This is a genomic window from Streptomyces fulvoviolaceus (assembly GCF_000718165.1).
GTDB classification, from domain to species: domain Bacteria; phylum Actinomycetota; class Actinomycetes; order Streptomycetales; family Streptomycetaceae; genus Streptomyces; species Streptomyces fulvoviolaceus.
This window is the reverse complement of sequence record NZ_JOEY01000029.1, coordinates 118,412-137,503: the sequence shown is the minus strand read 5'-3', so window position 1 is coordinate 137,503 and position 19,092 is coordinate 118,412. Positions and strand designations below refer to the sequence as shown.

Annotated in this window: 21 protein-coding genes, 1 tRNA gene and 1 other RNA gene; 10 read left to right on the top strand and 13 right to left on the bottom strand. The window is 72.1% G+C overall.

Annotated elements, in window-relative coordinates:
• Nucleotides 1–1,491 (bottom strand): DNA polymerase III subunit gamma and tau (locus IG08_RS0130140; protein WP_043455545.1); only part of this gene is annotated, 1,491 nt, incomplete at its 3' end.
• Nucleotides 1,492–1,546: 55 nt separating this feature from the next.
• Nucleotides 1,547–1,645, bottom strand: an RNA gene (ffs, locus tag IG08_RS56440) — signal recognition particle sRNA small type.
• Between the two features lie 72 nt (nucleotides 1,646–1,717).
• On the opposite strand from ffs, the gene IG08_RS0130135 reads away from it, so the two are divergent.
• The 3 genes from IG08_RS0130135 (at nucleotide 1,718) to IG08_RS0130125 (ending at nucleotide 2,791) form a co-directional block, all read left to right on the top strand.
• A tRNA-Ser gene (locus IG08_RS0130135) sits at nucleotides 1,718–1,805 on the top strand.
• 273 nt (nucleotides 1,806–2,078) lie between these two features.
• Complete coding sequence (locus IG08_RS0130130) at nucleotides 2,079–2,570, top strand: DUF2975 domain-containing protein (protein WP_030609320.1); 492 nt, start codon at nucleotides 2,079–2,081, stop codon at nucleotides 2,568–2,570.
• Nucleotides 2,570–2,791: a helix-turn-helix domain-containing protein gene (locus IG08_RS0130125; protein WP_030609318.1), complete on the top strand. Its 222-nt coding sequence runs from the start codon at nucleotides 2,570–2,572 to the stop codon at nucleotides 2,789–2,791. The genes IG08_RS0130130 and IG08_RS0130125 overlap by 1 nt, the downstream gene beginning before the upstream one ends.
• 359 nt (nucleotides 2,792–3,150) lie before the next feature.
• Here IG08_RS0130125 and IG08_RS0130120 read toward each other — a convergent pair whose 3' ends face one another.
• The 5 genes from IG08_RS0130120 to IG08_RS60265 all read right to left on the bottom strand — a co-directional run bounded on the left by IG08_RS0130120 (nucleotide 3,151) and on the right by IG08_RS60265 (nucleotide 5,474).
• Nucleotides 3,151–3,753: a hypothetical protein gene (locus IG08_RS0130120; protein WP_234343008.1), complete on the bottom strand. Its 603-nt coding sequence runs from the start codon at nucleotides 3,751–3,753 to the stop codon at nucleotides 3,151–3,153.
• Between the two features lie 38 nt (nucleotides 3,754–3,791).
• Complete coding sequence (locus IG08_RS0130115; RefSeq protein ID WP_043455541.1) at nucleotides 3,792–4,136, bottom strand: STAS domain-containing protein; 345 nt, start codon at nucleotides 4,134–4,136, stop codon at nucleotides 3,792–3,794.
• 184 nt (nucleotides 4,137–4,320) lie between these two features.
• Nucleotides 4,321–4,524 carry a hypothetical protein gene (locus IG08_RS54545; protein WP_043455538.1) on the bottom strand — a complete coding sequence of 68 codons (204 nt, stop codon included), beginning with the start codon at nucleotides 4,522–4,524 and terminating at the stop codon, nucleotides 4,321–4,323.
• 5 nt (nucleotides 4,525–4,529) lie between these two features.
• Nucleotides 4,530–5,117, bottom strand: a complete 588-nt coding sequence (locus IG08_RS0130105; protein WP_030609313.1) for a DUF5994 family protein — start codon at nucleotides 5,115–5,117, stop codon at nucleotides 4,530–4,532.
• Nucleotides 5,118–5,300: 183 nt separating this feature from the next.
• Nucleotides 5,301–5,474 (bottom strand): hypothetical protein, encoded by a 174-nt coding sequence (locus IG08_RS60265; RefSeq protein WP_158812294.1) that lies wholly within the window; start codon nucleotides 5,472–5,474, stop codon nucleotides 5,301–5,303.
• Nucleotides 5,475–5,551: 77 nt separating this feature from the next.
• On the opposite strand from IG08_RS60265, the gene pdxR reads away from it, so the two are divergent.
• Nucleotides 5,552–6,985 carry a MocR-like pyridoxine biosynthesis transcription factor PdxR gene (pdxR, locus tag IG08_RS0130095; RefSeq protein ID WP_030609310.1) on the top strand — a complete coding sequence of 478 codons (1,434 nt, stop codon included), beginning with the start codon at nucleotides 5,552–5,554 and terminating at the stop codon, nucleotides 6,983–6,985.
• 27 nt (nucleotides 6,986–7,012) lie between these two features.
• Here pdxR and IG08_RS0130090 read toward each other — a convergent pair whose 3' ends face one another.
• From IG08_RS0130090 to IG08_RS0130070, 5 genes are all read right to left on the bottom strand, one after another.
• Nucleotides 7,013–8,746 (bottom strand): copper resistance CopC/CopD family protein, encoded by a 1,734-nt coding sequence (locus tag IG08_RS0130090; protein WP_030609307.1) that lies wholly within the window; start codon nucleotides 8,744–8,746, stop codon nucleotides 7,013–7,015.
• 455 nt (nucleotides 8,747–9,201) lie between these two features.
• Complete coding sequence (locus IG08_RS0130085; RefSeq protein ID WP_030609302.1) at nucleotides 9,202–9,957, bottom strand: SDR family NAD(P)-dependent oxidoreductase; 756 nt, start codon at nucleotides 9,955–9,957, stop codon at nucleotides 9,202–9,204.
• Nucleotides 9,954–10,421 (bottom strand): cupin domain-containing protein, encoded by a 468-nt coding sequence (locus tag IG08_RS0130080; protein WP_030609298.1) that lies wholly within the window; start codon nucleotides 10,419–10,421, stop codon nucleotides 9,954–9,956. The genes IG08_RS0130085 and IG08_RS0130080 overlap by 4 nt, the downstream gene beginning before the upstream one ends.
• The gene (locus IG08_RS0130075) at nucleotides 10,418–11,011 is read right to left on the bottom strand and encodes a GNAT family N-acetyltransferase (RefSeq protein ID WP_030609296.1); all 594 of its coding nucleotides are present in this window, start codon (nucleotides 11,009–11,011) and stop codon (nucleotides 10,418–10,420) included. Before IG08_RS0130075 ends, IG08_RS0130080 begins: the two co-directional genes overlap by 4 nt.
• The gene (locus tag IG08_RS0130070) at nucleotides 11,004–13,082 is read right to left on the bottom strand and encodes a penicillin acylase family protein (protein WP_030609293.1); all 2,079 of its coding nucleotides are present in this window, start codon (nucleotides 13,080–13,082) and stop codon (nucleotides 11,004–11,006) included. The genes IG08_RS0130075 and IG08_RS0130070 overlap by 8 nt, the downstream gene beginning before the upstream one ends.
• Before the next feature lie 85 nt (nucleotides 13,083–13,167).
• Here IG08_RS0130070 and IG08_RS0130065 point away from each other — a divergent pair, with 85 nt between their 5' ends.
• The 6 genes from IG08_RS0130065 to IG08_RS62555 all read left to right on the top strand — a co-directional run bounded on the left by IG08_RS0130065 (nucleotide 13,168) and on the right by IG08_RS62555 (nucleotide 17,387).
• Complete coding sequence (locus IG08_RS0130065; protein WP_030609291.1) at nucleotides 13,168–13,902, top strand: siderophore-interacting protein; 735 nt, start codon at nucleotides 13,168–13,170, stop codon at nucleotides 13,900–13,902.
• Between the two features lie 82 nt (nucleotides 13,903–13,984).
• Entirely contained in the window at nucleotides 13,985–15,457 is a 1,473-nt protein-coding gene (locus IG08_RS0130060) for an FG-GAP-like repeat-containing protein (protein WP_030609289.1), read from the top strand.
• A gap of 25 nt (nucleotides 15,458–15,482) precedes the next feature.
• Entirely contained in the window at nucleotides 15,483–16,070 is a 588-nt protein-coding gene (locus IG08_RS0130055) for an HhH-GPD-type base excision DNA repair protein (RefSeq protein ID WP_030609286.1), read from the top strand.
• A 61-nt stretch (nucleotides 16,071–16,131) separates the two neighbouring features.
• Nucleotides 16,132–16,800 carry an HdeD family acid-resistance protein gene (locus IG08_RS0130050; protein ID WP_030609283.1) on the top strand — a complete coding sequence of 223 codons (669 nt, stop codon included), beginning with the start codon at nucleotides 16,132–16,134 and terminating at the stop codon, nucleotides 16,798–16,800.
• 85 nt (nucleotides 16,801–16,885) lie between these two features.
• Nucleotides 16,886–17,215: a hypothetical protein gene (locus IG08_RS0130045; RefSeq protein WP_052424931.1), complete on the top strand. Its 330-nt coding sequence runs from the start codon at nucleotides 16,886–16,888 to the stop codon at nucleotides 17,213–17,215.
• A 49-nt stretch (nucleotides 17,216–17,264) separates the two neighbouring features.
• Nucleotides 17,265–17,387, top strand: a complete 123-nt coding sequence (locus tag IG08_RS62555) for a hypothetical protein (RefSeq protein ID WP_261725000.1) — start codon at nucleotides 17,265–17,267, stop codon at nucleotides 17,385–17,387.
• A 28-nt stretch (nucleotides 17,388–17,415) separates the two neighbouring features.
• Here IG08_RS62555 and IG08_RS0130035 read toward each other — a convergent pair whose 3' ends face one another.
• Entirely contained in the window at nucleotides 17,416–19,056 is a 1,641-nt protein-coding gene (locus tag IG08_RS0130035; RefSeq protein ID WP_030609274.1) for a helicase HerA-like domain-containing protein, read from the bottom strand.
• Between the last annotated feature and the right edge of the window lie 36 nt (nucleotides 19,057–19,092).

Here is a 19,092-nt window from a genome sequence, read left to right as displayed (position 1 = left end):
GGTGGGGGTTGGCGCGGGCGCGGGCGCGGGTGCGGGTGCGGGTGCGGGTGCGGGTGCGGGCTGTGGAGGCTGCTCGTGCTGACCGGCGCCAGCACCGGGAGGACCGGAGACCGGACCTGCGGGCGCGGTCGGAGCAGCAGACGGCACCGAGTCCGCCGTAGCCCCTGCTCCGCCCTGGCCACTCACCGGCGCCCCCGAACCCCGCACCGCGGCCCGAGCCGCGGCCACCCCGCCCCCCGGCGGAACCGGAGCAGCAGCCACCGCCGCTCCTCCGTGTGCCTCGGGCCCGGGTACGTACCCCACCGAAGGAGCACCGCCGCCCGCCGAGAAGTTGACGCCCCGCTCGATGCGGTCGAGGCGGGCCATCACGGACCGCTCGTCCCCGTACGCGGCGGGGAGCATCACGCGCGCGCAGATGAGTTCCAGCTGGAGACGGGGCGAGGTGGCGCCGCGCATCTCGGTCAGACCGGTGTTGACGAGGTCGGCGGCGCGGCTGAGTTCGGCGGCGCCGAAGGTGCCGGCCTGGGCCTGCATCCGCTCGATGACGTCGGCCGGAGCGTCGATGAGCCCCTTGTCGGCGGCGTCCGGGACGGCGGCGAGGATCACCAGGTCCCGCAGCCGCTCCAGCAGGTCGGCGACGAAGCGCCGGGGGTCGTTGCCCCCCTCGATGACGTGGTCGACGACCTCGAAGGCGGCGGCCCCGTCACCGGTGGCGAAGGCCTCGACGACGGAGTCGAGGAGCGAGCTGTCGGTGTACCCGAGCAGGGAGGTGGCCATGGCATACGTCACACCCTCCTCCTTCGCCCCGGCGAGCAGCTGGTCCATGACGGACATGGAGTCACGCACGGACCCCTGCCCGGCCCGCACGACCAGCGGCAGCACACCCTCCTCGACGGCCATGTTCTCGTGACCGCAGACCTCGCCGAGGTACTCGCGCAGGGTCCCGGGAGGCACGAGCCGGAAGGGATAGTGATGCGTTCGTGACCGGATGGTCCCGATGACCTTCTCGGGCTCGGTGGTCGCGAAGATGAACTTCAGATGCTCCGGGGGCTCCTCGACGACCTTCAGCAGGGCGTTGAAGCCGGCCGACGTGACCATGTGGGCCTCGTCGATGATGTAGATCTTGTACCGGCTGCTCGCGGGCCCGAAGAAGGCCTTCTCACGCAGCTCACGGGCGTCGTCCACACCACCGTGGGAAGCGGCGTCGATCTCGATGACGTCGATGGAACCGGGCCCGTTGCGCGCCAGGTCACGGCACGACAGGCACTCTCCGCACGGCGTCGGCGTGGGCCCCTGCTCGCAGTTCAGGCACCGCGCCAGGATGCGCGCGCTGGTCGTCTTGCCGCAGCCGCGCGGACCACTGAACAGGTACGCGTGATTGACCCGGTTGTTCCGCAGCGCCTGCTGCAGCGGGTCGGTCACATGCTCCTGCCCGATGACCTCGGCGAACGACTCCGGGCGATAGCGGCGGTACAGCGCGAGAGACGACACGCATACGAGGTTATAGGCGCCCACTGACAACCAGGTCCGCCTGAACCCGCCCGGGAACGCAAGCGCCCCCCACGCACCCGCCAGAGCCAACCTACCCTTGCTGCCTTCCGGCCCTGGGGGAGTTCAGTCAGATAGCGCCGCGTGAGGGGCTGCGCCAACAGTACCCGATGCCGGCCAGGGGGAACGAGTTCGCGAGCACTCCTCAACGTCTTGTATTGTTTGCGGCGGAGGATTCGCCTAGTGGCCTAGGGCGCACGCTTGGAAAGCGTGTTGGGGGCAACCCCTCACGAGTTCGAATCTCGTATCCTCCGCCAGTGCCTCACCGGGCACGATGTCGAAGGGCCCCACCGTTCGCGGTGGGGCCCTTCGTCGTTGTCCGGCATTGGTGCCGCTGTCGGTGAAGCGCCGACAGCGGATCAGAGCGACAGCGCGATCACGACAAGGCCAGGACGGTTCGCGCGAATGCCATCGGAGGGGGCGGCGGCGTCCCACCACGGCGCGAAGCCGCCACCCACCCTCCGCCCCGCCCTTGCTTCACCTATCGAAATTCGATAGATTCCCATCGTGAATCGATGGAAGGATGGGTCGTGGGAAAGCTGACAGTGCGTGCGCTGCGCGCCGTGCTCGCGGTGGTGCTCGCCGGCACCGTGTTCGTGCAGGCATTGATGGTGTGGGCGTTGGTCAGCGGGAGCGACCCTGAGGACGGGTCGCTCCCGCTGACCCCGCTGCGCGTGATCATGATCCTGGGCATGATGTCGGCGCAGGTAGCCCTGGTCTGCGTATGGCGGCTGGTGACGATGGTGCGACGCGGAACCGTGTTCTCCCACGCCGCCTTCCGGTACGTGGACGGCGTGATCGGCGCGATCGTGGCGGCTGCCCTCGTGTGGTTCACGGTCACGGCCATCAATGCGCCGGGCCAGCGGGACGACCCGGGCGTCACCGTCATCATGGGCGGGATCGGCCTGGCCATCCTGGGGGTCGCGCTCATCGTGCTCGTGCTGCGGATGCTGCTAGCCCAGGCCGTCGCGCGCGACGTCGAAGCAGCGCAGATGCAGGCCGAGTTGGACGAGGTGATCTGATGCCGATCACCGTCGACATCGACGTGATGCTGGCCAGACGGAAGATGTCCGTGGGCGAGCTCGCGGACCGGGTAGGGATCACGCCCGCCAACCTGGCGGTACTCAAGAACGGCCGCGCCAAGGCGGTACGCTTCGCGACGCTCGCCGCGCTCTGCGAGGTGCTCAAGTGTCAGCCGGGCGACCTGCTGCGCTGGGAGGCCGAGGACGCCGCCGGCGGATGACGTGCCCCAGGGCAGGCGTGAAAACGCCTGGCACCACCGGCCCGTGACACGGCATGTGGGCCGCGTGGACATGGATCGCCGATCACCCGCAGCACCGTCCCGACCCCGTTGAGCAGCCGTTGAGCAGCCGTTGAGCAGATTCCGGTCGACCTGCACCGCACCGTCCCTGCCGACGCTCGCGACCTGCGAGCGTGCCCCCACCGCAAGACCCCGTCCTTGCAGCGCGGAAAGGGCCGGGCATCGCCGCCGACCTCCGGCACAACGCCCGCGACGCCAGCCGACCGCTCGCCCTCCTCGGACTCACGTGATCACGAAACGGACGTCACCGTTCGCGGTGGGGCCCTTCGACCTCGCCCGGCTCAGTCGGGTCGCTGGGTGCGGTGCTCGTGAGTGAGGCCGTCCGGGCGGGTGGGCGTGCGTGGTTCGAGAGGGAGGACCAGGGTCCGTAGTGTCGCGGGGTCCGACGGGCGGCGGATCGCCCCGATGTCCTGCCATCCCCACGACAGGAAGGCGTCTAAGGCCACGGCGTCGGTCTGGTCCACAGTCGTCGCGCCGAGCGAGGCGTGGTCGTGGGTGAGCAGCCGTTCCTGGAGCTTGCGGGCGAGGTCTTCCTGGTCGTCCGTATGGGGGTGCACCACGATCTCGGTGATCGCGAAGACGTGTCCGGAGGCGGTGAGCTGTTCGACGCTCTGCGGGAGGGGCCCGTCGAACCCCTGCCACCATGTCCCCTGGCGCGGTACCGGGAAACCGTAGGCGCACCCGACGAAGGCCGTGTCCTCCGCGATCAGCAGCGAGAACCCGAGCCGCCGGACGTCACCGGCGAGCCGCCCCAGGAACGCCTCCCGGCCCCGGTGCTCCTCGCCCGCCTCTGCCCGGGAGGACTCCACGTACAGGTCGGCCAGGTCCTCCCGCACGGTCTCGACCTGCCAGCGGTTCAGCCGGCGCAGGCGTACCCCGCTCACGGTGGACGGTGTGCCTCCAGCACGCTGCGACGGGGCCGTCACAGCGCACCGCCCGCGGCGACGGGAACCCGGTCACGCAGCAGGAAACCGGTGCCGGTGATCTCGATGACGCGGGCCATGCCCCACGGCGGGTAGTGCAGTCGCAGGGTCATCCCGGCATCGGCAGCCGGCCGGGATGCCGCGAGGAAGGCGTCGAGTCCGCCGGCGTCGCAGAAGGTGACCGTCGTGAGGTCGACGTCGGCGGTGCGGATGCCGTCGTGCAGGCATGCCGCCAGGGCGGTGCGGACGAGCGGGGCTGTGGCCCGGTCGATCTCTCCCGCGAGGGTGATCAGAGCGCGGGTGCCGCGGTCGTGCCGGTAGACGTTCAGCTGGGGAAGGGGCATGGTTCCTCGGTTCGGACGACCCGTCCCCGTCCGGATGTTCCGCCGAGACGGGGGCGCGGTGGCGGAGTGAACGGCCGGTCCGGCAGACCGCGTTCGCGAACGCGGCACAGGAAGACCCCGGCCTGTCAGGTGCGGTGCTGCGGCCGGGGTCACGGGCTGCGGGGGTGCGGTAAGTGCCGGTCGGTCACACGGCTCTCTTGCGGATGTGGCGCCGCGTCCGCCCGTGCCCGCGCGGCTTCCGTGGCGCCGGGCCCGGGAGAGGCGTTCCGGAGCGGCCGTAGTGGAAGGAACCGGTGGTGTCGCTGCCCTGCGACTTGAGCTGGTGGAGGAAGAACAACCCGAGGGCGATCACCACCAGGATCACGACCACCGTCACGAACGTCTCCATGGTCCTCACCTCCCCATCGGCTGATACGGCAGCGCGGCGGTGACGGCCGGTATCCGTGGACGTACGGCCCGATCGCGGGCCTCGTGCCCGCCTTCGGAGTCCCAGACCGCCTCCACTGACCGGTCGGTCTCGGACACCGTCCGCAGGCGGGCCGCCTCCTCCATCAACCGGCTCGCGGTCGACGTGCCCAGCGGGTCGCTCGCGGCGGCCATCAGCCAGGCGGCTGTGACGGGGGGCGTCTGCGGCGGGACCACCAGGAGGTTCCAGCGGCCCAGGTGGTACGAGAGCAGCAGCAGTTCGTGCGGGTCCTGCTCGGGGAGGAACCAGCCCACCTTCACCACGTGCCCGGCGACGGGCACCTTGCGCGGGACGACCGGCCAGTGGGTGGGATTCACCGTGATCCGGGTGATCCGGCCCCACAGCGGATCCAGTACGGCGGTCAGGGAAGGGAGTTCCGCTGCCATGTCGCGGGAGCGGGGCCACCAGGCACCGTCCAGCAGAGCCGGGGCGGGACCGACGGGAGCCAGGGACAGACGGAGAGAGGAGGAGGACCGGTCTTCGAGTGTCGGCGCGGAGGAAACGGTCGCAGTCATGACGCGAGCCCTGCCCCGGGCCGGCCGCAACCGGCCCGGCATATTGGATCGCCGAGGACGACACGGGCGTGGAAGCCGGTGCGCGAAGTGTCCTCGGTACTTCGAGCCTACTCCTCGGACAAGCCGAACGGACCGTGCGGCCAAGGGATCTCGTCCCCTCCGCCACGGCCCGTCGGCACCCCGTCAGAAGCGGGACTGCAGCCAATCCCACGCAGGCCACCGCCGCCGGGCGTCGTCCGGCACGACCGGTGCGTCCGGCAGCGCGGACAGGGCACCGGCCTTGGCGTACCAGTCGTCGAACACGCCGCGGAGCAACGGGTGGGGCCGGGCCGGCAGTGAGCGCCTCACGGAAGCCACGACATCCTCCTCACGCATCTGTGGATGGGTACTTACCGAAGCTAACGAGAAATGGCTCGCTGCTACTGTCCAATGCCATGCCGGTTTCACAGACCAATCTGGCAGGGGATCTCCTGCTCCACCTGGGCCGGCCCGGCGACGGACCGCTGCACGAGCGGGTGAAGCGGGCACTGCGCGCGGCGATCAGGGACGGCCGTATCGAGGTCGGCACCGCGCTGCCGCCCAGCCGGCAGCTCGCCGCCGACCTCGGGTGTTCGCGCTGGGCGGTGACCGAGGCGTACGGCCAACTCGTCGCCGAGGGATACCTGGAGGCCCGGACCGGCTCCGCCACCCGGGTGCGCTGGTCCAACGCCCCCGACGCCGACTCCCGGCGCCGCGCGGCACGCCAGGACCCCGTGGCCCGCTTCGACCTCGCACCCGGCCTGCCGGACCTGCGCGCGTTTCCGCGCCGACGGTGGGCCGACGCCGTCCGCGCCCAGGTGACGACCGCGGCGTTCACGGAGTTCGGCTATCCGCCGCCCGGCGGTCACCTCCGGCTCAGGCGGCTGCTCGCCGAGTACCTGCATCGCTCCCGTGGCGTCTCCGCGACCCCGCAGGACGTGACGGTGTGCACGAGCGTGACCGACGGAGTACGGCGCATCTGCCACGCCCTGCGCGCCGACGGCATCACCGCCGTCGGCGTCGAGGAGCCGGGCTGGACCCGGCTGCGCGAGGTGATCGGCGCCGCGGGCCTGGAACCGGTGCCCCTCCGCGCGGACGGCGGCGGCCTGCGCACCGACGAGCTCGCCGGGCACCCGGGCCTGCGGGCCGTACTGACGGCTCCGGCGCACCAGTTCCCCCTGGGTACCGTGCTCGTCCCCGAGCGGCGGGCCGCCCTGCTGCACTGGGCCCGCCAGGTGGACGGCGTCGTACTGGAGGACGACTACGACGCGGAGTTCCGCTACGACCGTCGTCCGGTCGCCGCCGTTCAGGGCATGGACCCGTCCCGGGTCGTCCTGTTCAAGTCGCTCAGCAAGATCCTGTCCCCGGCGCTCGGCATCGGGTGGATGGTGGCACCGCCCCGCTGGACCGAGCACCTGCACCGGGCCGACCAGGCGGCGACGCAGCCCTCGACCCTCGACCAGCTCGCCTTCGCCGCACTGCTCGAATCAGGCGCCTACGACCGTCATCTCCGGGCCTGCCGCAAGCGCTACCGCAACCGTCGCGACACCCTCGTCCAGGCCCTCGCCGACCAGCTGCCCGGCACCCCTGTCTCCGGCATCGCGGCCGGCCTCCACCTGATCCTCCGCCTGCCCGCCACCGTGGACACCGCGGCCGTGGTCAGAGCGGCGGCCGCCCGCTCGCTGCGCGTCGCCGACCTGGCCGCCTACCACGCCACCGAGGACCACGCCGATCACGGCCTGGTCCTCGGGTACGGCAACCTCGCCGACAGCGCGGTGCACGAAGCGGTCCGTCATCTCCGCGAGGCGATCGAGGAGGGTCGGGAGGGGACTCGGGAGGGCAGTCGATAGGACACGTTCACTCGGTTGTCGGACGCCCTACCCCACGATCCTCACCGTCTTCGACTCACTCACCTGGTCGATCTCCGACACCCTGATCGTCGCCTTCATCGTCCAGTCGCCGGCGAGGGGGAGCGTGAGGGAGTTCGTGGCCCAGTAGCCGCCCTTGTCCTTCAGTTCGGCGTCGATCGGGCCCAGGTCCTTGGCCGGGAGAGTGAAGGAGAGGCGGAGTTCGGGGACGATGGCGAAGCCGCCGTCGCGGGTGAGGACGACGGCCTCGACCGAGTTCTCGCCGGTGCGGGCCGGGTCGATGGTGATCTGCACCCTGCCGCTGGCGGACCCCACGGAGAAGGGGATGTTAGTGACGGAGGCCACGGCAGGCCCGGCCGCCGGAGCCGACTCGGCCGCCTCGGCCTGCGCCCTGCCCGGCAGGGTGCCGCTCAGCACCGTGCTGATCACCAACACCACGACGCCGACGGCGACTTCGGTCAGGACGAAACGGCGCAGGTTGCGCTGGTGGGGGTGCGAAGTCTGCGACGGAACGACCGGCTCCGCGGGAGGCTGCGGCGGGCCGCCCACCGTCTCCGGCACCCGTTCCCGTACGACCGTCTCGGCCTCCGCCGCCACCAGCCTCGCCGTCCACCGCCGTGAGCAGGCCGCCGCCGTCAGCACCAGCGCCACCGCGGCCAGCTTGGCGACCAGGAGACGGCCGTACGTCGTGTCGGTGAAGGCGTTCCAGGAGCCGAGGCCCCGCCAGGACTGGTAGACGCCGGTGACGACGAGGACGGTGACGGAGGTGAAGGCCAGCCGAGAGAAGCGGGTGACGACAAAGAGCGGCATGGCAGACGTGCGGTACAGCGTCGTCACCAGGGCCGTGAGGCCGCCCAGCCAGACCGCCATCGCCAGGACGTGCAGGGCGGCCGAGGTCATCGCCACCGGCACCTGGATCCCGGCGGACGCGTGCTCGGCGGCTGCCCAGGTCAGCGCCAGGGCCACCGCGAGCGCGGTGCCCGTCGCCAGCCACCCGCGCGACCAGGACTCCCGCCGCAGCAGTCGTACGAGGAAGAGGGCCGTCAGCGCCAGCAGGGCCAGGCGGATCAGCAGGACCGCGCCCGGGCGGCCGGTCAGCGTGCGTTCGAAGGCCGAGGCATCGAAAGTCGGCGCCGTCCCGGTCTCGTACGGCGCCCGCAGCACCAGTAGGACGAGCGTCGAGCCGAGCAGCGTCCACCAGCCCGCCCACAGGAGCCTGCGCAGCCGGTGCGGCTCCGGGGGACGGCAGGCCGTGACGAAGACCGCCGTGCCGATGAGCAGGGCCGCGGCGAGGTAGGCGAGGTAGCGGGCGATCTTGTAGAGGCCGGCCGTGGCCGGGTTCTCGACCGGGCCCGTGTCCACCACCGCCGCGGCCGGGGAGGGTTTGCCGACGGAGAAGGTGAAGGCGCCCGAGACCGGGTGGCTGTCGGCGGACACCACGCGCCAGCCCACCGTGTACGTGCCCTGGGCCAGCTTCGCGGGCAGTGTCACCCGGGCCGTGTCCGAGCTGTCCGGCGCGTGTTCGGCGTCGCCGACGCCCGACACGCGCCGGCCGTCGGGGCCCAGGACGCGGAAGGAGTCGTCGAGCAGGCCGACGGACTCGGTGAAGGTCAGGGTGAGGTGGCGGGGGGCGGACTTGACGACGCTTCCGTCCTCGGGGTCGGTCCCTCGGAGGGCTGCGTGGGCCGACGCCGTTCCCGCGCCGCCGAGGACGAGCAGGACCAGCACGGTGCCCAACAGCACCAGCCCTTGAAGCCCGCGGAAGCTTCGGGGTCCGAGGGGGCTGCGAGCACCGACGGAGCCTCGGTGCCCGGGGAAGCCGAGGGGGCCGAGGAAGGCGTGGGGGCCGAGGATGCCGACGGAGTCCCGGTGGTCGAGGGAACCTTGAGAGCCGAAGAAGCCGCCGGAGTCCCCGTCGTCGAGGGAACCTTGAGAGCCGAAGAAGCCGCCGGAGTCCCCGTCGTCGAGGGAACCTTGAGAGCCGAAGAAGCCGCCGGAGTCCCGGAAGCCGAAGAAGCCGCGAAGACCGCCGGAGTCCCGACGGCGGATAAGGCCTCGGGGGCCTCGGACATCTCGGCTTCCACTGCGCTCACCGTCACACCTCACGTCAGTTCTCCGTCGTCGGACTTGCCGCCTCCCGGATAGGTACGGAGGAGGATCTCGGAACACTCACCGCGGCTGCCACACCCCCGTGCCGCTCACCACGTCGGCCGCGCCGACACCCCTCCGTCCACGACCAGGTCCTGCCCGGTGACCCAGGACGCGAGCGGCGAGGCCAGGAACACGCAGGCGTCGCCCACGTCCTCCGGCCGCCCCAGCCTGCCCAGGGGCGCCGCGGCACGCCACCGCCGCACCCCCTCCGGCCAGGCCTCCTCCAGCCCGTCCCGGTCGATCAGCCCGGGCGAGACCGTGTTGACGCGGATGCCGAGCGGGCCGTACTCCAGGGCCGCCGCCCGCGCGTGCATCACGACGGCCGCCTTGGACGCCGAGTAGTGGGCGTGGTCGGGGGCCGGGTGGCTCGCCTCGACGGACGCGATGTGGGTGATGGAACCGCCCGGCTGCATCACCTCCGCCGCCGCCTGCGTGCACGCGAACACGCTCGTCAGATTGGTGTCCACGACCGCCCGCCACTCCGCCGCCGTCATCCCGGGCAGCGCCCGCGTCGGCTGCACCCCCGCGTTGTTGACCAGCGCCGTCAGCCGCCCGCCGCCCCACTCGGCCGCCTCGCCCACCAGCCGGTGACAGGCGCCCTCGTCGGTCAGGTCCGCTTGCAGAACGACGGCCCGGGCGCCCAAGTCCCGTACGGCGGAGGCCACTTCACGCGCCGCCGCCACCGCCGTACGACAGTGCACCGCGACCGCCGCCCCCTCCTCGGCGAACCGCACCGCGATCCCCCGCCCGATGCCGCCGCCCGCGCCCGTGACCAGGGCGACCTGTCCTTCGAGGAGTCTCATGGACGGCACAGTCCCGCGATCCGGTCGGCCTCGCCCGGATAACGCGCCGCCAGCGAGAGCGCGTCCCCGTGCTCGTAGTCCCCGTAGGTGAAGCCGGGGGCCATGGTGCAGCCGAAGAACGTCCAGGCGCCGCGGCTCCTGGCCCCCATCCACGTCCCCGCGGGCACGGTGAACTGGGGGTGCTGGCCGGCGAGTATGTCCGGCCCCAGGACGGGGGTCGCGGTCGTGCCGTCCGGGGCGAGGAGCAGAAGGTCCAGGGGGGCGCCGAGGTAGTAGTGCCAGACCTCGTCGCCGGTGAGGCGGTGCAGGGCGGAGAAGTCGTCGGCGGTCAGCAGGGCGACTATGGCGGTGCCCGCCGGCCGGCCGTCCGCGCGCGAAGGGCCCGCCCAGGTCTGGCGGAACAGGCCGCCCTCGCGCGGTATCGGTTCCAGTCCGTAGTGGGCGACGAGGTCATCCGGGGTCACGCCGGGAAGGCTACCTCCCTTGTCAGAAAGGCCAGTTGGGCGTGCTTCTCGGGCAGGAAGACATCCGGGATGTCGATCTCCGGCAGGACGACCTTCTCGCCGGCCGCGAAGCCCTGCCCGAGGAAGCGGGCGACGGCCTTCTCGTTGCGTACGTCGGGGTCGACCACGACGCGCTTCCGGTCCAGGCCCACCAGGACGTACGACGTGACGGCGGTCAGCAGCGCCGACGACCAGCCGGACCGCGCGCCGCCCGCCCCCGCGGGGGCGAGGAGGAGGTGGATGCCGATGTCACCCGGCTCGACCTCGTAGCACTCGCTGACGCGGTCGGCCTCCGGCTCGTAGGTCTGGAGCAGGCCGGCCGGTTCGCCGTCCTTCTCCAGCAGGAAGGCGTGGTGGGTGTCGAGGGTGTCCATGTGGGCGTAGATCTCGGCCACTTGCTCCCGCGTGAGGCCGTTCATGCCCCAGAAGGAGGCGCGCTCCTCGCTCACCCAGCCGTGCACCGCTTCGGCGTCGGCCTTCGCATCGAGGGTGCGGATGCGGACGGTGCCGAAGCCGTCGACGTCCTCCGCATGGACGTAGGTGTCAGACATCGCTCTCCTTGCTGAACTGGTCGAAGTCGGTGACGACCGGGACGAGATCTCCCCTGAGCCACAAGGGCAGTTGATCACGGTTGTGCGGCGAGCCGGGCAGGCCCGAGGCGCCGAACGGCACCACCCAGAGGCTGTCCTCGCGCCGGGCCAGGTCCCACACGTAACGGGCGGCCGGACCGCGCGCGGCCATGTCGCTCCAGCCCGGCACGGCCGTGGTGCACAGCACGCAGTCGTGGTCGCCGGACAGTTCTGGCCGCTCCTCCGCGGTATCGGGCAACGCCCGCCAGGAGAACAGGCGGTGCGTCTCGCCCCACCTCGGCACAGGCTCCTCTGCGGCCACCTCCTCCACGGCCACCCGGACGGCCTCCGCACGATCGATGCCGTACAACTCCTCGGCCCGCAGCAGGTGTTCGAGGGCGAAGCCGATGCGCGGGACGAGGTTGAGCCAGGGGAGGAGGACCTCCGGGTAGGCGGGCGCGGTGGTCAGCGCGGCGAACGCCGGGTGCGCCGCGAGCTGTCGTACGACGGCACTGCGCACCGCCGCGTACAGCGCCGCGTCCGTGCTGTCCGCGTCCATACGGCGGTCCCAGCGCAGGAGGGTGTCCTTCAGGCGGTCACCCTCGGGGCTGAGGTCCTCCAGAGCGGCCACGCACGCCAACAGGGGCCCGGCGGAAGCCAGTTGTGTGTCCATGTGGATCACCGGCATGTCGGCGGGCGACCAGTGGTCCTTCTCCGTGAGGAGGGCCGTGATGCGGTCGGCGCGGTGCGGCGGGGCGAACTCGACGCCGAGGGGGGTGGCCGGGCCGCGCTGGTTGGCCATCACGGCGATGCCGTCGGTGAGGCCGGCGCGGGGCGTCTCGTGCCATCCCCGCCACTCGTGACCGGGCTCCCAGGCGGGGACCAGCCGGGTGCGGTTTGCCTCGGAGCGGACCGGCACGCGGCCGGCGACGCGGTGCAGCAGGCCGCCCTCGGTGTCGGCGGCCTGGACGACGTTCACGGGCTCGGCCCACACGTCGAAGGCACGGTCCACGTCGGCGACCCGGCGGGCGCGGAGAAGGGGAAGGAGGGCGCTGAAGCCGAGGTCCTCGGTGACGCGAGGCGGGTAGCGGAGGCTGACGGCGAGCGGGGTGCCGTCGTCGAGGCCTTCCGGGCCGCCGGCGATGACCGGCCCCCGCTCCGTCTCGATCACCTCGACCTCGACGGTCTCCTCCCCCGCGGAACCCGCCACCTCCACGGTCTCGGTGTGCCGGGACGCCCGCCGCCAGACCCCGTCCGGGCCGAGGGCCTCGACGCCGACGCCGGTGCGCCGCAGCCGTTCCCGGTAGAGGTCCTGGTAGTCGGCCATGGCGTTGGTGATGGCCCAGGCGACCGTGCCGGTGTGGCCGAAGTGGGCGATGCCGGGGATGCCGGGGACGGCGAGGCCGACGACGTCGAACTCGGGGCAGGAGAGGTGGATCTGCTGGTAGACGCCGGGGTCCTCGATGAAGCGGTGCGGGTCGCCGGCGATGACGGCCTGCCCGGTCGTGGTGCGCTCCCCGCTCACCAGCCAGCCGTTGCTGCCGGAGGTGCCGGGCCCGTCGGTGGCGAACAGGCCGACGGCCTCGGGGCCCAGGTGCCGTACGGCCTGCTCGCGCCAGAGCTTGGCCGGGAAGCCGGCGAAGAGGATGTGGGTGGCGAGCCAGACGCCGAGCGGGGTCCAGGGCTGCCAGCGGCCGGGGGTGAGGCCGACACGGGCGAACTCCGGGGCGGCGCTGTCGGCGGCCAGCTCCTCGTTGACGCCGTCGACGTAGGCCCGGACCCAGTCGGCCGTCTCCGGGTCCCGTCGCTCCAGGGCTTCGAAGGAACGTTTCGCCGTGTCGTCGAGGCGGGCCCGTCTCGCGAAGGCGTCCCAGGCGAGGGCGTCGGTGCCGAGGAAGGAGGCCGAGGTGCCCTGCGCGCGGTGCCGCTCGACCTCCAGCTGCCAGGCCCGGTCGCGGGCGGTCACGCGGCCCTGGACACGGGCGAGTTCACGCGCGCTGCCCGCGCGGAGGTGGGGTATCCCCCAGGCGTCACGATGGATCTCGCTGACCACCCTGCACCCCCTCTTTCTTTTAGGTTAGGCTTACCTAACTAGAAGCAGATTGGTGAGGAAATCGTACGCGAGGGGTGAAAGCGCGATGGGGCAGGGTCACGGCTGGGAGGGCGCGGTCCTCAAACTGCTGCGCGCGAAGGACTTCGTGTTCACCGTGACCGGCGCGGAGGACGCCACCGGGCAGTACCGGCGCGTCCGCCTCACCGACGGCGGCATGCTCGCGGAGACCGGCGTCCACCCGACCATGTGGGTCCGGCTCTGGTTCAGCAACGCGGGCCGGCCGCACCAGCGCGCCTACACCCTGGTCGACCCGGACCCCGAGGCCGACACCTTCAGCCTGGAGTTCGCCCTGCACGAGGGGTGCGCCAGCGACTGGGCGCGGACGGCACAGCCCGGCGACACGATCGAGGCGACCGTCCACGGCACGGGCTTCGACCGGCCCGACCCCGGCCCCTCACACGTCGTCGCGATCGGCGACCCGGCCTCCCTGCCCGCCATCAACTCCCTGCTCGGCGCGCTGGATCCGGCCCCGGCGACCGTCTGGTTCGAGGGCGGCGGCGACGACCTCCCCTTCCGCGCCGACCCGGCCCGGCACACGGCAGGGCCTCAGGTGCGCCGGGTGCTCCGGCTCGATTCCGGCGCCCACCTGGTCGCCCAGGTGAAGGCGGACCTGCCCGACCTGCTGAAGGCCCACCCGGACGCGTACGTCTGGATCGGCTGCGACACGCGGACGACCCGGGCGTTGTCGTCGTACGTCCGCAAGGAGCTCGGCATGCCCAAGGAGCGGGTGCACGCGCTGGGGTACTGGCGGGCCTCCTGAGGCTCAATTCAAGTGTGGGTACAACCCTTTGAGTGGCCTGTGGGTCCACTGGGACGCCTGTTTCCTGAGTCGAGGAGTCCCGTTGCGCAGAGCAGTCATGGCGGCCGCCGTGCTCACCGCGTCCGTCGCCGTCACGCTCACCCCCGTCACGTCGTCCGCCGCCGCGCCGTACAAGGGCGCCAACACGGCCGCCGTACAGGACGACTTCAACGGGGACGGGTACCGGGACCTGGCGGTCGGCGCGCCGGGCGCGGCCAACGGCAGTGTGGCGGAGGCCGGTTCGGTGGTCGTGCTGTACGGCTCCAAGTCGTCGGTGAGCGCCACGCGGCGCACGGTCGTCACCCAGAACACCTCCGGCATCCCCGGCACCGCCGAGCTGGGCGACGAGTTCGGTACGGCGGTCACCAGCGCCGACCTCGACCGCGACGGGTACGCCGACCTGATCGTCGGCGCGCCGGGCGAGGACGTCGGCAGCAAGCGGAGCCGGGGCACCGTGACCGTGGTCTGGGGCGGCTCCGGCGGGCTGAAGGGCGCCACCGCGTTCGCCCCGCCCGCCGGCTTCGGCGACGGCATGACGTACTGCGGCTTCGGGATGTCCCTGGCCACGGGCGACATGGACGGCGACGGCGCTCCCGAGCTCACCGTCGGCTCCCGCTGCGAGGGCGCCTCCTACACGGGCCCGTTCAAGCGCACCGGCACGGCGGCCTCCACCTATCGCGAGCCGCGCATGGGCATGGCCCTCGGGGTCGTCATGGGCGACGTCAACGGCGACGGCCGGGCCGAGCGGTTCTGGCTGCCCGGCCCCACCGACGGCGACGGGCGCGGCCCGGTGTGGCTCGACCGGCGCGGCACCTCCGTCGACGAGACCATGGACAACTGGCCCCTGAAGCTGCCGTACGCCGACGGCCACACCGGACAGATCGGCGACGTCAACGGCGACGGATACGGCGACCTGATCACCGGCATCGCGGACGACTCCGCCGGTGCCGCGCGCAAGGGCGGTGAGATCCAGGTCCTGTACGGCAGCGCCCAGGGCATCACTGCCGGCCAGAAGCCGAAGGTCTTCCACCAGGCCACCGGGGGCGTCCCCGGCACCGCCGAGAAGGGCGACCGGTTCGGCTGGTCGCTGGGCATCGGGGACGTCGACGGCGACGGATACGCCGACGTCCTGGTCGGCTCCCCCGGCGAGGGCGTCGGCACGCGCGCGTGGGCGGGTACGGCCGTCCTGCTGCGCGGTTCCGCCGCCGGTCCGACCACCGCGAAGGCCGCCGCCTACACCCAGAACACGGCGAGCGTGCCCGACACCGCCGAGGCGGGCGACGAGTTCGGCGCCGCCGTCCACCTCACCGACCTGACCGGGGACGGCAGGGCCGAGGCCGTCGTCGGCGTGCCCGGCGAGAACACCGACGGCCTGCTGTGGACCGCCCGCGGCGCGAGCACCGGGCCCGTCAAGGGCGGCTCGTTCGACATCCCGGGCAAGAGCGCCGGCATCACCGTGCGCAACGGCGACGCCCGCTTCGGCGCCGCGCTGCCCGGCGTCCACGTGGAGCTCTGACGCCGGCCGGGGCATGATCGGGGTCATGGACGTCACCCTTCACCTCGCCCAGGACCCCGAGGCCGACGAGCTCCTCGGGCGCTCCCCGCTCGCCGCGCTGGTCGGGATGCTGCTGGACCAGCAGGTTCCGATGGAGTGGGCGTTCAAGGGCCCCCGCACCATCGCCGACCGGCTCGGTGCCGACGACCTGGACGCACACGAGATCGCCGTGACGGACCCGGAGGCCTTCGCCGCCCTGCTCTCCGAGAAGCCGGCCGTGCACCGCTACCCAGGGTCGATGGCCAAGCGCGTCCAGCAGCTGTGCCAGTACCTCGTCGAGCACTACGACGGTCGGGCCGAGCTCGTCTGGAAGGGCGTCGACGACGGCCGTGAGCTGCTCAGGCGCCTCGAGGCACTGCCCGGCTTCGGCAAGCAGAAGGCCCAGATCTTCCTGGCCCTGCTCGGCAAGCAGCTCGGCGTGCAGCCCAAGGGCTGGCGCGAGGCCACCGGGGCGTACGGCGAGCCGAAGTCCTTCCGCTCCGTCGCCGACATCACCGGGCCCGAGTCACTGACCAAGGTGCGGGCGCACAAGCAGGAGATGAAGGCGGCGGCGAAGGCGGCCAAGGCCAAGTAGAAGTCAGTCGGCCGGCCCGTCCCAGGTGGCGGGCCGCTCACGGCCGGTCCAAGCATGGACCATGACCGAGGCACCGACCGGCTCCTCCTGGGGCCCGGAGTACGACGACCGCAAGGTCCACTCCGCCACCGGACACGCGCCGGGCCCGCACGAACCGGAGCCGCCCTTCGAGGGCCCCCTGCACGCCCTCTCCCGCGCCGCCTGGCAGGTCGTGCTGCTCACGGGCGTCGCGTCCCTGATCCTCGGTGTCCTGGTCCTCGTCTGGCCGGGCGCCTCACTCTTCGCGGCCGGCGTCCTCTTCGGCCTCTACCTCGTCCTCAGCGGCGTCTTCCAGCTCGTCTCCGCCTTCGGCACCCACAAGACGACCTCGCTGCGGGTCCTCGCCTTCATCAGCGGCGCCCTGTCGATCCTGCTGGGCCTGTTCTGCTTCCGCGGCCCCATGCAGTCGATCCTGCTGCTCGCCCTGTGGATCGGCATCGGCTGGCTGATCCGCGGCATCACCCAGACCCTGGCCGCCTTCTCCGACCACTCGATGCCCGCGCGGGGCTGGCAGATCTTCCTCGGGATCGTCACCTTCGTCGGCGGCGTCGTGCTGATCGACTCGCCGTTCGAGTCGGTCGCCGTACTCACCCTGGTCGGCGGCATCTGGCTGGTCGTCGTCGGCGTCGTCGAGATCGTCACCGCGCTGACGATGCGCGGCCGCGCCCAGCAGGTCCCGCGCACGCTGTGAACGCCGTCAGCACCGGGGCCCGCGGCTACGCCGAGCGAGCGGAGTTCGCCTCCGAGGCGATGAACGCCGTGGGGCCGACGGGGAGATGACCCCCGTGAGCACCGCACGAGGCCTCCCGCGCATCCGCACCTGGCTGCGGGCCCTCGTGCTGCTCGTCGCCCTGCTGGTGCCGGGCGCGCACACCGGCGTCCACACGGCACCCGCCCTGCCCGTCTCCGGCGAGACGATCGAGTACGACGTCCTCGACACCGTTCTCAGGCCTGTGGCCCGCAGCGCCGCCCGGGCCGCCGTACCCCTGCGCCCCGCACCCCGCCCCGACCCGGCGCCCGGCGTCCCGGAGGGCCGCCCCCTCCCCGCGCCGCCGGGGCCGCCGTACACCCTGCTCGCCCTGCGCACGGTGGTCCTGCGCTGCTGACCCGACCGGCACCCCTCCGGTCCATCGGTACGACGCAAGGAACACAGACATGCCCGTTGACCCGTACGCGATCCTGCGCGCGCTGCTGCGCGCCGAAGCCGCCCGCAACACACCGAAACCGCAGATGAAGGACGACAGGCCGCAGCCGCCCCCGAAGGAACGGGGCCGCTGACCGGTCGGCGGAGGCGGGGCCCCGGTGGCTACCGTCTCCGCCGCGCCGTCCCGAAGACCGAGCGGGTGATCTCACGCCCGATCTGGGTGCCCAGGGAACGGGCGAGGGACTTGATCATGCCGCTGCCCACGACCTGCTCCACGACGGAGGGGTCGTCCTTGGGCTTCGGCGCCTTCTGCTGCTTCATCTCGTCGGGCCCTTTGGCCCCGCGCGCCTCGCTGAGCTTCTCGTACGCCGACTCTCTGTCCACAGCCTGTGCGTAACGGCCGTGGAGCTGCGAGGACCTGACCGCCTCGTCGAGGGCGGCGGCGTCGATCGGGCCCATCAGGGACTCGGGGGCGCGCAGCCGGGTCGCGGCGACGGGTGTCGGGGCGCCCTTCTCGCTGAGGACGGTGACCACGGCCTCGCCCGTGCCGAGCCCGGTGAGCAGCTCCTCCAGATCGTAGGCGGAGTTGGGGAAGGTCTTCACGGTCGCCTTCAACGCCTTCTGGTCATCCGGCGTGAAAGCCCTGAGCGCGTGCTGGACGCGGTTGCCGAGTTGGGCGAGGACGTCGGCGGGTACGTCCTTCGGAGTCTGAGTCACGAAGAAGACGCCGACTCCTTTCGAGCGAATCAGGCGGACGGTCTGCGTGATCGAGTCGAGGAAGGCCTTGGACGCCCCGTTGAACAGCAGATGCGCCTCGTCGAAGAAGAAGACGAGCTTCGGCTTGTCGGCGTCACCGACCTCGGGGAGGTCGTGGAAGAGGTCGGCGAGCAGCCACATCAGGAAGGTCGAGAAGAGCTGCGGTTTGTCCTGCACCGCGGGCAGTTCGAGGACCGACACGATCCCACGGCCGTCCCCGGCCGTGCGCGGCAGCTCGCTCGTGTCGAACTCCGGCTCCCCGAAGAAGTCGGCCATGCCCTGCGCCTCGAAGGCGGTGAGGGAGCGGAGGATCACGCCGGCCGTGGCGGTGGACAGCCCGCCGATGTTCTTGAGTTCCGCCTTGCCCTCGTCGGAGGTCAGGAAGGCGACGACCGCCCTGAGGTCCTTGAGGTCGATCAGCTCCAGGCCCTTCTGGTCCGCGTAGTGGAAGATCAGGCCGAGGGACTGCTCCTGGGTCTGGTTGAGCTGCAGCACCTTGGACAGCAGGACCGGGCCGAAGCTGGTGATCGTGGCCCGGACGGGGATGCCGTGGCCGAGGCCGCCGAGGGCGTAGAACTCGGCGGGGAAGCCGGTGGCCGTCCACTGCTGGTGCACGTCCGAGGCCCTGGCCTGCACCTTCTCGTTCGGCTGCCCCGGCGCCGAGATCCCGGACACGTCACCCTTGATGTCCGCCAGGAACACGGGCACGCCCTGCGCCGAGAGCTGCTCGGCGATCAGTTGGAGCGTCTTGGTCTTGCCGGTGCCGGTGGCGCCCGCGACCAGGCCGTGCCGGTTGAGCATGGGCAGGGGGATCCGGATCTGCGCGTCCGGGAGGCAGGTACCGTCCCAGAGCAGGGCGCCCAGATCGAGGGCGGGGCCGGTGAAGGCGTAGCCGGAGGCGATCTCCAGGGCCGGCCGGGGCAGGGCGGGAGCGCTTCCGGGGGCCTCGGGGGCGGCGGGGGCGGGTTTTGCCTCCGGCATGGACCCGGGCTTCATGCCCGTCGGGGGACCGGTCATGGCCCCGGGCACGGTCTCTCGGTCGCTCATGTCAGACCCCTGCTCCCTTTTTGCACCTTTTACGGC

Excerpts from the sequence above, each read along its gene's own strand:
- IG08_RS0130050 (WP_030609283.1), top strand. The coding sequence starts at position 16,132 with ATGACCGAGGCACCGACCGGCTCCTCCTGGGGCCCGGAGTACGACGAC.
- IG08_RS0130045 (WP_052424931.1), top strand. The coding sequence starts at position 16,886 with ATGACCCCCGTGAGCACCGCACGAGGCCTCCCGCGCATCCGCACCTGG.
- IG08_RS0130125 (WP_030609318.1), top strand. The coding sequence starts at position 2,570 with ATGCCGATCACCGTCGACATCGACGTGATGCTGGCCAGACGGAAGATG.
- pdxR (WP_030609310.1), top strand. The coding sequence starts at position 5,552 with ATGCCGGTTTCACAGACCAATCTGGCAGGGGATCTCCTGCTCCACCTG.
- IG08_RS0130075 (WP_030609296.1), bottom strand. The coding sequence starts at position 11,011 with ATGTCTGACACCTACGTCCATGCGGAGGACGTCGACGGCTTCGGCACC.
- IG08_RS0130115 (WP_043455541.1), bottom strand. The coding sequence starts at position 4,136 with ATGCCCCTTCCCCAGCTGAACGTCTACCGGCACGACCGCGGCACCCGC.
- IG08_RS0130065 (WP_030609291.1), top strand. The coding sequence starts at position 13,168 with ATGGGGCAGGGTCACGGCTGGGAGGGCGCGGTCCTCAAACTGCTGCGC.
- IG08_RS62555 (WP_261725000.1), top strand. The coding sequence starts at position 17,265 with ATGCCCGTTGACCCGTACGCGATCCTGCGCGCGCTGCTGCGCGCCGAA.
- IG08_RS54545 (WP_043455538.1), bottom strand. The coding sequence starts at position 4,524 with ATGGAGACGTTCGTGACGGTGGTCGTGATCCTGGTGGTGATCGCCCTC.
- IG08_RS0130085 (WP_030609302.1), bottom strand. The coding sequence starts at position 9,957 with ATGAGACTCCTCGAAGGACAGGTCGCCCTGGTCACGGGCGCGGGCGGC.
- IG08_RS0130105 (WP_030609313.1), bottom strand. The coding sequence starts at position 5,117 with ATGACTGCGACCGTTTCCTCCGCGCCGACACTCGAAGACCGGTCCTCC.
- IG08_RS0130035 (WP_030609274.1), bottom strand. The coding sequence starts at position 19,056 with ATGAGCGACCGAGAGACCGTGCCCGGGGCCATGACCGGTCCCCCGACG.
- IG08_RS0130055 (WP_030609286.1), top strand. The coding sequence starts at position 15,483 with ATGGACGTCACCCTTCACCTCGCCCAGGACCCCGAGGCCGACGAGCTC.